The organism is Devosia rhodophyticola, assembly GCF_028816475.1.
Lineage (GTDB): Bacteria > Pseudomonadota > Alphaproteobacteria > Rhizobiales > Devosiaceae > Devosia > Devosia rhodophyticola.
Genome location: NZ_CP118247.1, coordinates 913,075 through 925,385, shown reverse-complemented (window position 1 = coordinate 925,385; position 12,311 = coordinate 913,075). Strand labels below are relative to the sequence as shown.

Genomic DNA, 12,311 nt, shown 5'->3' with positions numbered 1-12,311 from the left:
AGGCGTTTCAGGATAGTTTCAGCTATTTTTCCGATTTTGCGAAAAGCTTCGATTTTGGTCCGGCCGGCGTCGATCGCCTTGCCAAAACTAAAAAATCCTGTCGGCGTGTATGCCGACAGGATTTGAGTGAGATTTCCATGTCCCAGACTAGATCTGGGTGACAGAGCCCTTGGCAACGATCGGTCCGGTTGGATCACCGGTGGGCGAGCCGCCCTTGGGTTCAAGTGTAATCGCCAGAACTGAGCCCGCGCCCCAACCTGCCATGACATCGGGCGACAAGGTCACCTGCGTGCGCTGATTGACGGGCACCACGCCCATCGAGATCGGATTGTTGCCGCCCTGAATGGCCCAAAGCTCAAAATCCTTGTCGGGCACCGGCTCACCCGACAGCGAGGTTAATCGCACCGTGCCAGTCGCACTATCATAAAGCGCTACAAATTTGACGCTGCTGCCATCAAGCTCCAGCGCTGCCACCAATTGCGTTGCAAGGCTTGCCGCATCGTTGGTGCCAGGGTTGCCGCCAGCATTCATGCCAATGGCGACCACTGCAACCGCCAGCGCGCCGGCTGCCAGACCGCGCCACAGGATCAGACTGTCCCACAAGCGCGATTTTTGCCTGCCAACCGCATCGCCAAAGGCTCGCGCCTCGATAGCATTGATCAAATGGGCCGGCACCGCCACCTCTTCATATTCGGCATTGAGCGCGGCGAACCGGCTTTCCCAAAAATGCTGCTCTGCCTGAAGGCGAGGGTCGTCGCGGATCAATTTTGCCACGCGCTCGTGCTCGGCGCTATCAAGCAGCCCAAGGACAAACTCGGCGACCAGGGCATTGCCGCCAACGGGATCGCCGATGTCATCACTGGTACTCATGCGCTCAAACACTCTCTTAGTTTAATCAGGCTGCGGCGCAGCCATGTTCGCATTGTATTGAGCGGCACCGCATGGCGCTGTGCCAACTCATCATAACTATACCCGTCGAGATACGCGCCGCGCACGGCCTCGGCCTTATCCTGATCAAGTTCACCCAGACATGATTCAATCTGGGCGCGTTCCTGACTGTTTTCTGTTGCCCGTTCCGGGCTAGGCCCGGCATCAGGAATTTCCAGCGCCACATCAATATCGTCCGATATGGGTCGGCGTGCCCGCAAGATATCGAGCGAATGATTGCGCGCCACAGCGACCAGCCAACTGATGGGGCTGTATTTGCCGGCGACATAGCGGTCGGATCGCTGCCAGATCTTGACGTACACTTCCTGAATAGCCTCCTCGGCTTCGGATCGGTCTTTCAAGATACGCAGGGTCACCCCGAATAGTTTCGCGCTGGTGCGTTCATAGAGCGACCGAAACGCTGCCCGGTCGCGCAGCGCACAACGCGCAATCAGATCGGCAATGTCTTGGGACGGTGTTTGCATGACCATATACTATCGCGCAATCGGCCAAATGCCTATCCGCGCGCTCCCTCATGGTTTTTGTAGCCCACTATTGAAACGCAGTTGCCATATGATTGGATCATGTCACACAATAATTCAGGACGTGGCGGTATCGCTCGTCGCCAAAATCGACTAGATCAGAGCCCGATCAGATTTACGCCGCCTTTGAAGGGAAATCACTAGACCCATGACTCAGGTGCCGACACCGCCAACGTCCTCCCAGGAACATAACTTTTCTCATGACGCCGGAATTCTGGCGCAGGCGCTGCCCTTCATGCAGCGTTATGAGGGCAAGACTGTCGTGGTCAAATATGGTGGCCACGCCATGGGCGACCCCGCCCTTGGCCAAGCCTTCGCCCGCGACATCGCGCTGCTCAAGCAATCCAAGGTCAATCCCATCGTTGTGCACGGGGGCGGCCCGCAAATTGCGTTGATGCTCAAAAGCCTTGGCATTGAATCCAAGTTTGAGGGCGGCTTGCGTGTCACCGATCGGCGGACGATGGAGATCGTCGAAATGGTCCTCGCAGGCTCGATCAACAAGGAAATCGTCGCGCTGATCAATGCCGAAGGCGAATGGGCCATTGGCCTCTGCGGCAAGGACGGCAACATGGTCTTTGCCCGCAAGGCCGAAAAAGGTCATCGACCCGACCTCCAATATCGAACGGGTACTGGATCTGGGGTTTGTCGGCGAGCCGGTCGAAATCGACCGCACCTTGCTCGACCTTCTGGCGCGCTCGGAAATGATACCGGTCATTGCCCCCGTTGCCCCCGGCCGCGACGGCGCGACCTATAATATCAACGCCGATACTTTCGCTGGCGCCATTGCCGGTTCGCTCGGTGCCAAGCGTTTGCTGTTCCTGACCGACGTTCCCGGTGTGCTCGACAAGGATGGGCAGCTGATCGCCGAACTGACGGTGCGCGAAGCCAAGGCGCTAATCGCCGACGGCACCATTTCAGGCGGCATGATTCCAAAGGTGGAAACCTGCCTTGAAGCACTCGAAGATGGGGTTGAAGGTGTCGTCATTCTCAACGGCAAGACGCCTCATGTCGTCCTGGTCGAACTCTTTACCGAATATGGTGCCGGCACGCTGATCGTGCGCTAGAGCATCGTGCGGAAAGTGGGAACCGGGTTCCGCAAGAAACGATGCGACACCAGAGGCTAGAGCGCCCGGCGCTCTAGCCTCAACGTTAACAAAAGGGGAGCATATGCTCCCCTTTTTCTAGGCCCGCGTTACACTTCAACCAATATGGGTTCATCCGGCTTATTGCCGCGATGACCGGGCTGGTTGGTAACCTTGAGAAAGGGCACCAACAGCGCCACCACGAGGAACGCCCCGATCACATAAAGCATTGCATTTGAAGCCGCATTGCTGAATGCGGTGCCCTTGGACGTCGCCCCCCAAGCCTCGGCATTGGCCAGCCAGGTAAAAAATATCTGCCCCACCAATGCCACGCCAAACGAGCCGCCTACCTGCTGAAACGCTTGCAACGTGCCCGATCCCGACCCGGCATCCTGAGACGGAATACCCGCCAGGACCGTCTGGAACAGCGAAGAAACTGCGGTTCCCAGACCAACCCCGGAAATGAACAGCGGTACCGCAAACCACCAATGATCGATGCTTTGATCAATGCCGCTCAAGACCCAGCGCAACGTCAACATCCCCACCACCATGGTCGTCGCGCCACCAGCCAACCGCTGCTTGAGGAAGTTGCTGCCCAACCGCCCCGCCAACAGCGATGCCATCAGCACTCCAATCGGGAAGGGAACCGTGGTCAGTCCGGATTCGAGCGGCGAAAAGCCAAACCCGGTTTGAAGGAAAATCGCCAGCACCAGAAAAAGCCCCGGCATGCCGGAGAAAAACACCATGACCATGAAGGCGCCGAGCACAAAATTCCGGTTCTCCAGCAGCGATATCGGCAGCAATTGCGCTTGCCCCAACGCATCGCGCCGCTTCTGCCACAGGTAGAACGCCACCATGCCGATGAACGACAATACCATCATCCCGAATATCCAGAGCGGCCAACCATAGGCCCGCCCTTCGATCAACGGATAGATCAGCAGCAGAATGGCGGCGCTGAACAGGCCAATGCCCACATAGTCATTCTTGAGCGTCGGATGTCGTGGCGTTTTGGGAATAAGGATCGAGCCAGCGACAATCGCCAGCACCCCCAGCGGAATATTGATCAAAAAGATCGGTCGCCAGTCCAGACCCCACAAATTGGCATTGATCAATAGACCACCCACCAATGGCCCAGCCACCGACGCCATGCCTGCGGACAGCCCGAACAGGGAAAATGCCAGACCCTTTTCCTGCGGCGGAAACGTCACCTGCACGATGGCCATTACCTGCGGTGTCATCACCGCACCAGCAAAACCCTGCAGAATGCGCGCCGCGACCAGCCATTCGATGGAAGGTGAAAGCCCGCACAACGCCGACCCGATCGTAAAACCGGCAACGCCCATCAGGAACATCGACTTGCGCCCAATGATGTCCCCCAGCCGCCCGAACGGCAAAAGACCCAGTGCAAAGGCCAGGACATAGCCCGCGATCACCCATTCAATTTGGCTGTCGGAGGCGCCCAGCCCCGATTCCATCGTCGGAATGGCCACATTGACGATGGTCACGTCGATCAGGTTCATGAAATTGGCCATCAGCAGGATCACCAACGCGATCCAGCGGCGCGGATCTGCTTCCTCGACGCTCTGGGGGACGTGAAAATGGGGGGCATTCATGGTGCCGGATCCTTGTTGTCGTTTGCCGGGCAAAGCAGCGATCGCTCCAATTCCCGGGTAATATTGTCAAAATTGTCAGGGCAATCCCCCTGCTGGCGCCACAGGTTGCCTATGGCTCCCGCAATGATGTTGGCGGCGGCATTGGGGTCGATATCAGGCCGGAAACTGCCGTCCGCCCGTCCGGCGGTAACAATGTCGGTGAGTTGGAGTATCCAGGAATCATAAAGCGGCTGCAGGATCTGCGCAACATCGGGATCGCGACGCGCCCGTTGCATCAGTTCGCTCATCGCAACCACCAGCGCCGGATTATCAACCAGTGTTTCGCGCTGATCGTCAAACTCGATACGCAACCGCTCAATCGCTGGCAGATGTTTGCGCGGACGCCGTTCTTCCTGCTGTCTGAAATCCCGCTCGATGGTCTGAGCTACCAACTGGATCAAGGCTTTCTTGGTCGGCACGTGATAGTGCAGCGTGGCAATATTGATGCCGACCCGCTCGGCGATATCGCGGGTGCGCAGCCCCTCAAACCCTTTTTCCACGATCAGTGCGCGTGCCGCCAGGGCAATGGCCAGGCGGCGCTCGTCGGTGCTTTCGCGCTTGTTTGGTATGGTGATCTGGACGGTCATGGTCTGGTGTTGACTATTGGGCTGGGCCGTTCCGGGTATCCCAACGCGGCGTCTCAATCAAGTGATTGATTGTCCAAAAATTCTCGTGGCTCACTCGCAATTCATGCGGGGTTCATCAGCCCCAGCAATATTGTGCTCGTCGCTTCGCTGCGTCGGCGGCGGGAAAAGGTCTGGTCAATCGGGCCGTTTAACTGTTTATTTAACCGGAAGTACGCAATGGGCAGCGCAACCTGTTGTAAATGGATTTGGTAATCGCCACTTCCCCGGCTAGACCAATCGCAGAACGTCTTGCCTATCCATCATCCTGTTCCACAACGAAAAATTTGCCGGAGACCAATATGAAATTCACGTCAAAGTTCCGCTTGGCATTGCTGGCCACAATCGGTACTGCCACCATGATCCAGCCGGTCATGGCGCTCGACGCACAGGCCTTCGTTGATCGCGTCGCCGCCGTCTATGGCGCCATGGGCTATGATATCGAACCCGGCACCGTCGAGGCCGACGGCGCCACTGTTGTCGTCAAAGGCGTCAAGATCGCCGTCTCGGGCGAAGCCCCAACCGACATTGCCGCCGATCTGACATTTACTGGCGTCACCGAGAATGCCGATGGCAGCTACACCGCCGACGCGCTGACCATGCCCGACTTCGAATATGACATCACCGAAAAAACTCCCGGCCACGTTTCACTCAAGAATATCGTCGTCAATGGCATCTATGTGCCTGCCGGCGATGGCGTGAATTTCATCGCTTCCCTGCAGGGGTTTGCATCTGCAAGCGCTGGCCCGCTCAGCGTCACCCGCAATGGTCTTGAAGTCATAACCGTCGAAAAGATCGGCACCGCAAACGTCTTCAATCCCGCCCAGGGCAGTGCTGATCTGGTCGATGTCGCCTCAAGCTTTGAGCTTACCGGTTTTTCCGCTGATCTGAGCACCGTGGCCGAAGAAAACGCCGAGGCGGGCGCGGTAATCGAAGCATTGGGTCTGACCCAGGTTAGCGGCAATATCAATGAATCCATGACCTGGAACATGGCTGACGGGCACATGGTCATTGACCAGTTTCTGATCAATCTCGATGATCAGGGGGCCGCTATGTTCAACGCTGATCTCACCGGATTGACCCCGGCGCTTATGGACACCATTTACGCTTCAGCAGCCGCCGCAGGCGACGACAGCAAGACCCAGGAGCAAATCGATCAGGCCAACATGATGATGGGTATGCAGGTCATGTCTTCGGTCAGCATTAACAGCGCCCGACTGCGTTTTGACGATGCTTCGATGGCCATGAAACTGATCAACTTCTTTGCCGCTCAGGAAAACATTGAGCCTGCCCAATTGGTCGCCGGGCTCAAGCAGATGGTGCCCGCCATGATCAACAATGTTGGCATTCCGGCACTCAACGATATTCTGGTGCCGGCGGTCAATGCCTTCCTTGATGATCCCCAGAGCCTTGAAGTGGCGCTTGATCCGCCTTCGCCCGTCAATGGCATGATGGCCATGGGCGCCGCGGCCAACCCTGCCGGGCTGATCCCGCTTCTCGGTGTCAGTGCAACCGCCAATCAGCCAGCCAAATAGCTGAATTGGGGTGGGGGCGATATGTTCGCTCCCGCCCCTCGACACGCCAAGTTTATATGAAGTGTTCAGCATTTTCGGCTAGGATCGCTGGAATGAACGCCATAACGCCTACCAGCACCGGCCTGTCCCACGTCACCGATTGGGTGTTCGATCTGGACAACACGCTCTATCCGCGCACCTGCAATCTTTTTGCCCAGATTGATTTGCGCATCACCCACTATGTCATGGAAATCGCCCAGCTCGATTTCGACGCCGCGCGGGCCTTGCAAAAAGGCTATTACCGCGACCATGGCACCACACTCAACGGGTTGATGCTCAAGCACGAGGTGGATCCGGATCATTTTCTTGATACGGTCCACGCCATCGACTATGCCCCGGTTGCGCCGCATCCCGAGCTGGTCGCCGCCATCCGAAATTTGCCGGGCCGCAAGTTCATTTTGACCAATGGCGACGTTGGACACGCGCGCGCCGTACTGACCCGGCTTGGGGGTGCTGATCTATTCGAGCATATCCACGATATTCGCGCCATGACCTATGTGCCCAAGCCTCACAAAGCCGCCTATGATGGCTTTTTAAGCCTCAATTCTATCGACCCGAAGCGGGCGGTCATGTTCGATGATCTGGAAAAAAACCTCACTGTGCCCCACGACATTGGCATGAGTACGGTTCAGGTAGTAGCAGGCGAGGACTTCGTCCATGATCAGGTCGAAGCTTGGGAGTTAGGGCGAAGCTCGGGTCCGCACGTCCACCATATTACCGACAATCTGGCCCATTTCCTGACCAATCTGCCCTGATATTTACAGGCTGTTGAGGTGCAGGATATTGCCGTCGGGATCCTTGAACCAGACCATCTTGAAGTCGCCGGCAACGTGCACGTCCCCCTGCACATTCATGTCGGGGTAATGCTCGAACACGACGCCCCTGGCCTTGAGATCGGCGACAATAGCCTCGATTTCCGAGCCGACACCCCAAACAATGGCATTCGCCTTATTGCTGCCCGCGTAGTCCGACCTATATACTACCAGAGCCGTTGACCCGGTCGCAAATTGCATGACGTTCTCATCGCCGCTTATCAGCGACAATCCCAACGTTGTTTCATAAAATTGCCGTGCCCGGTTCATATCGGTCACCGCCACTATTGCCGCAGAATCCTTGTCTTTGAGCATGACGAACCCTCCCCGGGTAAAGCCCTTGGCGTTTCAGCCTCAACCGCACACTGGCGGTGATGACGCTGCTCGACAGACCCAAATTACCACGCGACCATTTGGCCGCCAAATCAAAGGAATAAACCATGGAATATCGACGCCTTGGCAAATCGGGCCTTCAGGTCAGTGAAGTTTCGCTCGGTTCGTGGGTAACCTTCGGCAAGCAGGTCGATGAAAAAGAAGCCCTCAGCCTGATGACCCTGGCCTATGATGAAGGCATCAATTTTTTCGACAATGCCGAGGGCTATGAGGCTGGCGCTTCCGAGGCCCTGATGGGGCAGGCGCTCAACAAGCTGGGTTGGAGCCGCGATAGTTACGCCGTTTCCTCAAAAGTATTCTGGGGCGGCTCCAAGCCCACTCAGCGCGGGCTCAGCCGCAAGCACGTCTTTGATGCCTGCCACGCCGCGCTCAAGCGGCTGCAGGTCGGTTACCTCGACCTCTATTTCTGCCACCGTCCCGATATCGATACCCCGATCGAGGAAACCGTGCGCGCCATGCATGATCTCGTCCAGCAGGGCAAGATCTTGTATTGGGGTACCTCGGAATGGAATGCCCAGCAATTGAGCGAAGCCTGGGCTGTGGCCAAAGACTTGCGGATCACCCCGCCGACCATGGAACAGCCGCAATATAACCTGTTCGAGCGTCAAAAGGTCGAGGGCGACTATACCCCGCTCTATGATCTCATGGGGCTGGGCACAACCATTTGGTCGCCGCTGGCCTCGGGCGTTCTCACCGGCAAGTACAATGACGGCATCCCCACGGACAGCCGTTTGAATCTGCCCGGTTATGAGTGGCTAAAAGCCAGCTGGGAGAGCGATGCGGGTAAGGCAAAGCTGGCCAAGGTCAAACAATTGGCCAAGTTCGCCGACGAATTGGGCATGCCCATTCACCACATCGCGCTTTTGTGGTGCCTGGCCAATCCACACGTCTCGACTGTCATTCTGGGCGCATCGAAAAAATCTCAGTTGGAGGACAATCTTGCCTCCCTCAAGTCCAAGGACAAGCTGACCCCCGAGGTGATGGAAAAGATCGACACGATCATGGGAAACAAGCCCGCCGCGCCACAGCGCTACTGATCCGTATGCCGGCCGCAATCAAATGCGGCCGGCACCTCTTAACGCCCGCCAATTTGCGGCTTATGAGCGGCCATGAGTTCATTTTCCTCCCCATTTCGACCCGCCAGCCCCAACCAGCCAAAGCCAACACTGGCTGAACGCCTGGCAAATCTGCGTCTATTGGGGCGCCTGGTCGCCCAGATATGGCGGACCAGCCGCGCACTGACAGCCGCCAGCATCGGCCTGCGTCTGGTTCGCGCCGTTCAACCCGTCGTCATGCTGTTTGTCGGCAAGCTGATCATCGACGAGGTCGTGCGGCTGTCGGGTAATCCCGCTGGCGAGGATTTCATCGCGTGGTGGCAAAGCGGTCGGCTCAACACCATCGCCGTGCTGCTGCTCGTCGAATTTGTTCTGGTCGTTTCTGGTGACCTGCTGAACCGCGCCACCAGCCTTGTCGATACGATCTTGGGGGAGCTCCATTCTAATACCGTCAGCATGGAATTGATGCTGCACGCCGCCAGGCTTGACCTCCGTCATTTTGAATCCGCCGAATATCAGGACCGGCTCGAGCGGGCCCGGCGGCAGGCGGCGGGTCGCAATGCGCTATTGTCGCAAATGTTCGGGCAGGCTCAGGACGTGATCACCGTAGTGACCCTTGCCGCAGGTCTGTTCGTCTATGCGCCTTGGCTCATCCTGCTGCTGCCGCTGTCGTTCGTCCCCTCGATCTGGGGTGAAACCCGCTTTAACACATTGTCCTATTTTGTCAGTCGCGGTCGCACCCCTGAGCGGCGACAACTCGAATATATTCGCCACATCGGCGCCAACGCCGAAACCGCCAAGGAGATAAAACTCTTTGGCCTTGGCAATTATCTGGTCGACCGCTTCCGCACGCTGGCACACACGATTTTTCTTGAAAACCGAAGGCTCTCCACTGACCGGGCGCTCTGGGGGGCACTGTTCTCGTCAATCTCGACGCTGACCTATTATGGTGCCTACGCCTTTATCGTCTGGCGCACGGTAACCGGGGCCTTCACCATTGGCGATCTGGCCTTTCTGTCCGGCTCATTTCTCAATCTCAATGGCCTGTTCCAAAAAATCCTGCTTGGATTTACCCAGATTGCCGGGCAGTCGCTCTATCTCGATGATCTGTTCTCGTTCTTTGAAATCAAGCCCGCTATCGCGCCGCCGGAAAATCCAAAACCGTTCCCCAATCCCATTGCCCAGGGAATCGTTTTTGAAAAGGTCGGCTTTCGCTATCCCGAGACAGATATCTGGGCCATCCGTGATCTGAGTTTTACCCTCAATGCCGGCGAGACGCTGGCGCTTGTCGGCGAAAATGGCGCGGGGAAAACCACCATCGTCAAACTTCTGACGCGGCTTTACGACCCCGACGAGGGTCGGATTAGTGTTGATGGAGTCGATCTGCGCGAAATGACCGTTGACGACATTCACGCCCATATCGGCGTGATTTTTCAGGATTTCATGCGCTACAGCTTCACCGCCGCCGACAATATTGGCGTCGGCAGCGTTGCCGACAATGAAGACCGCCCCCGCATTGAAAATGCCGCCGCCAGCAGCCTGGCCGATGCGGTGATTAACAAATTGCCGCTCAATTACGAACAACCGCTTGGTCGGCTGTTCAACAAGGGTCGCGACCTGTCGGGCGGCGAGTGGCAGAAGGTCGCCATCGCCCGCGCCTATATGCGCGACGCCAATCTGGTCATTCTCGATGAACCGACCGCCGCGCTCGATGCGAAATCGGAAGCCCAGGTCTTTGAGCGCTTCAAGACCCTGACCGTGGGCAAGACCGCCGTACTGATTTCCCACCGCTTCTCGACGGTGCGGATGGCCGACCGCATTCTGGTACTCGAAGATGGCAAAATTCTCGAGGCCGGCAGTCACGAACAGCTCCTGGCGCTGGCCGGTCGCTATGCCGAACTTTTTGAGTTACAGGCGCAAGGCTATCGCTAGGGCTTAACGATCAGCCGCCCCTTGACCGAACCCGCCAAAATTCTGTCGGCAGCGTCTGGCAAATCCGCCAAACCGATCTCCGCGACAAAGCCACCATAGGCCTTGATGTCAAAAATATCCGCCAACCGCGCCCACGCCGCAACGCGCGCCTCATAGGGCTGCATGACGCTGTCGATGCCTAACAGGGCCACCCCGCGCAGGATAAAGGGCAACACATTGGTGTTGAGCTCGATCCCGGCCGCATTGCCAATCGCCGCGACGGCCCCACCATATTTGACCTGACGCAACAGCTTGCCCAGAACCGCACCGCCCACCGCGTCAATGACCCCGGCCCAGCGCGCCGCTTCAAGCGGCTTGTCCGCCTCCTCCATAAAGGCCGCGCGATCCAGAATGGCGTTCGCCCTAAAGGCTTTGAGTGCCTCGCTCAGTTCAGCACGCCCCGATAGCGCCGTCACCGAATAACCCAGCTTTGCCAGCATCGCCACGGCAATCGAGCCAACACCCCCGGCACCCGTCACCAGGACCTCGCCAGCAGCTGGTGTCAATCCAGCTCGCTCCAACCGATCAATCGCCAGCATCGCGGTCAATCCGGCGGTGCCGACGATCATCGCCTCGCGTCCGCTCAAGCCTTTGGGGAGCGGCACTAGCCAGTCGGCCTTGACCCGCGCCCGTTGCGAAAAGCCGCCCCAATGATTCTCGCCAACGCGCCAACCGGTCAATACAACTTCCTGCCCTGCAGCATATCGCGCATCGTCACTTGCGCGCACCCGCCCAGCAAAATCGATCCCGGCCACATGCGGAAAATTGCGCACCAACCCACCGGCACCCTTGAGGCACAAACCGTCCTTGTAGTTGAACCCGGCCCAGTCGATATCGACAACGACATCGCCCTCGGGCAACTGTTCATCCTCAAGCGTTTGCACCTGTGATGATAGTTTCCCCTCTGCCGACTTGTCGGTAACCAGTGCCTTGAATGTCATGCTCATGTTCCTTCCAGCGCCGGCCGACACCAGATCAGTTTCGCGCCCTAGCATCAATACTGAGTGTGCAGACGATATTTAGCGCAATTGGAACCATTTGGGCGCAACATGCGTTGAGTTGGATTGTGCCTAAATCTTTTTGAGGCAAAGGAACCCGCCTGAAGGTGACGATTTGAACAAGCTTGATCGGGGCAGCTGGTCCCCGGACATTGATTATGCTCAGCAATTGGCCGCACTGCCTTGGCGCAAGACCAAGAGCGGAAAAATCGAAATTTTAATGGTGACATCCCGAATCAGTCAGCACTGGCTACTGCCCAAAGGCTGGCCGATGACCGGTAAGACCCTGGTTGAGGCGGCAGCCCAGGAAGCGCTGGAAGAAGCAGGCGTGCGCGGCAAAATACACGCCAGGCCGGTCGGCAAATACCACTACGACAAGTTGATGAAGGATGGTCAGGCCGTTCCCTGCACCGTCGACTGCTTTGCCATGAAAGTGAACAAACTGCTTGATGAGTGGCCCGAAGCCGGTCAGCGCGAACGTCGCTGGTTCACCCTGTCCGATGCTGCCGCTGCCGTTTACGAGCAGGACCTGGCCCGCATGCTTTCGTCGGACGACCTGACCAGGAAGTTGAGCGTCTGATTAGGGCATCGTGCGGAAAAGTGGGAACCGGTTTTCAGCGAAAAACGACGCGACACCAAAAACTAGAGCGCAAGTTCCGATTCTATCGGAACGCCCGGCGCT

General features: G+C 57.5%; 11 protein-coding genes and 1 pseudogene. 6 read left to right on the top strand and 6 right to left on the bottom strand.

Annotation, left to right across the window (positions count from 1 at the left end; genetic code table 11):
- Positions 1-147: 147 nt before the first annotated feature.
- Together PSQ90_RS04520 and PSQ90_RS04515 are read right to left on the bottom strand one after the other, a co-directional pair.
- Positions 148-870 (bottom strand): anti-sigma factor, encoded by a 723-nt coding sequence (locus PSQ90_RS04520; protein ID WP_282212238.1) that lies wholly within the window; start codon positions 868-870, stop codon positions 148-150.
- Positions 867-1,418 (bottom strand): sigma-70 family RNA polymerase sigma factor, encoded by a 552-nt coding sequence (locus PSQ90_RS04515; RefSeq protein ID WP_282212237.1) that lies wholly within the window; start codon positions 1,416-1,418, stop codon positions 867-869. Before PSQ90_RS04515 ends, PSQ90_RS04520 begins: the two co-directional genes overlap by 4 nt.
- 286 nt (positions 1,419-1,704) lie before the next feature.
- Between PSQ90_RS04515 and argB the strand changes: the two are divergent.
- Positions 1,705-2,533, top strand: a pseudogene (gene argB, locus PSQ90_RS04510) (acetylglutamate kinase).
- 128 nt (positions 2,534-2,661) lie between these two features.
- Here argB and PSQ90_RS04505 read toward each other — a convergent pair.
- Both PSQ90_RS04505 and PSQ90_RS04500 read right to left on the bottom strand, forming a co-directional pair.
- A complete protein-coding gene (locus PSQ90_RS04505) occupies positions 2,662-4,164 on the bottom strand; it encodes a DHA2 family efflux MFS transporter permease subunit (protein WP_282212236.1) in 1,503 nt (500 codons plus the stop codon).
- Positions 4,161-4,790, bottom strand: coding sequence for a TetR/AcrR family transcriptional regulator (locus PSQ90_RS04500; protein ID WP_282212235.1), 630 nt, complete (start codon positions 4,788-4,790; stop codon positions 4,161-4,163). Before PSQ90_RS04500 ends, PSQ90_RS04505 begins: the two co-directional genes overlap by 4 nt.
- Positions 4,791-5,128: 338 nt before the next feature.
- On the opposite strand from PSQ90_RS04500, the gene PSQ90_RS04495 reads away from it, so the two are divergent.
- Both PSQ90_RS04495 and PSQ90_RS04490 read left to right on the top strand, forming a co-directional pair.
- Positions 5,129-6,361, top strand: a complete 1,233-nt coding sequence (locus PSQ90_RS04495; RefSeq protein WP_282212234.1) for a hypothetical protein — start codon at positions 5,129-5,131, stop codon at positions 6,359-6,361.
- 92 nt (positions 6,362-6,453) lie between these two features.
- A complete protein-coding gene (locus tag PSQ90_RS04490; protein WP_282212233.1) occupies positions 6,454-7,155 on the top strand; it encodes a pyrimidine 5'-nucleotidase in 702 nt (233 codons plus the stop codon).
- A gap of 3 nt (positions 7,156-7,158) precedes the next feature.
- Here PSQ90_RS04490 and PSQ90_RS04485 read toward each other — a convergent pair whose 3' ends face one another.
- A complete protein-coding gene (locus PSQ90_RS04485; RefSeq protein WP_282212232.1) occupies positions 7,159-7,527 on the bottom strand; it encodes a VOC family protein in 369 nt (122 codons plus the stop codon).
- 125 nt (positions 7,528-7,652) lie between these two features.
- Here PSQ90_RS04485 and PSQ90_RS04480 point away from each other — a divergent pair, with 125 nt between their 5' ends.
- Positions 7,653-8,642: a potassium channel beta subunit family protein gene (locus tag PSQ90_RS04480; protein ID WP_282212231.1), complete on the top strand. Its 990-nt coding sequence runs from the start codon at positions 7,653-7,655 to the stop codon at positions 8,640-8,642.
- Between the two features lie 72 nt (positions 8,643-8,714).
- Entirely contained in the window at positions 8,715-10,592 is a 1,878-nt protein-coding gene (locus PSQ90_RS04475; RefSeq protein WP_282212230.1) for an ABC transporter ATP-binding protein, read from the top strand.
- On the opposite strand, the gene PSQ90_RS04470 is transcribed toward PSQ90_RS04475, so the two are convergent.
- A complete protein-coding gene (locus PSQ90_RS04470) occupies positions 10,589-11,572 on the bottom strand; it encodes an acrylyl-CoA reductase family protein (protein ID WP_282212985.1) in 984 nt (327 codons plus the stop codon). The two genes, PSQ90_RS04475 and PSQ90_RS04470, sit on opposite strands and share 4 nt — an antisense overlap.
- Positions 11,573-11,744: 172 nt before the next feature.
- On the opposite strand from PSQ90_RS04470, the gene PSQ90_RS04465 reads away from it, so the two are divergent.
- Positions 11,745-12,209: an NUDIX hydrolase gene (locus PSQ90_RS04465; protein ID WP_282212229.1), complete on the top strand. Its 465-nt coding sequence runs from the start codon at positions 11,745-11,747 to the stop codon at positions 12,207-12,209.
- The last annotated feature ends 102 nt before the right edge of the window (positions 12,210-12,311 follow it).

Coding starts and splice junctions, on each gene's coding strand:
- PSQ90_RS04490 (WP_282212233.1), top strand. CDS start 6,454: ATGAACGCCATAACGCCTACCAGCACCGGCCTGTCCCACGTCACCGAT.
- PSQ90_RS04485 (WP_282212232.1), bottom strand. CDS start 7,527: ATGCTCAAAGACAAGGATTCTGCGGCAATAGTGGCGGTGACCGATATG.
- PSQ90_RS04475 (WP_282212230.1), top strand. CDS start 8,715: ATGAGTTCATTTTCCTCCCCATTTCGACCCGCCAGCCCCAACCAGCCA.
- PSQ90_RS04480 (WP_282212231.1), top strand. CDS start 7,653: ATGGAATATCGACGCCTTGGCAAATCGGGCCTTCAGGTCAGTGAAGTT.
- PSQ90_RS04505 (WP_282212236.1), bottom strand. CDS start 4,164: ATGAATGCCCCCCATTTTCACGTCCCCCAGAGCGTCGAGGAAGCAGAT.
- PSQ90_RS04495 (WP_282212234.1), top strand. CDS start 5,129: ATGAAATTCACGTCAAAGTTCCGCTTGGCATTGCTGGCCACAATCGGT.
- PSQ90_RS04515 (WP_282212237.1), bottom strand. CDS start 1,418: ATGGTCATGCAAACACCGTCCCAAGACATTGCCGATCTGATTGCGCGT.
- PSQ90_RS04520 (WP_282212238.1), bottom strand. CDS start 870: ATGAGTACCAGTGATGACATCGGCGATCCCGTTGGCGGCAATGCCCTG.
- PSQ90_RS04500 (WP_282212235.1), bottom strand. CDS start 4,790: ATGACCGTCCAGATCACCATACCAAACAAGCGCGAAAGCACCGACGAG.
- PSQ90_RS04470 (WP_282212985.1), bottom strand. CDS start 11,572: ATGACATTCAAGGCACTGGTTACCGACAAGTCGGCAGAGGGGAAACTA.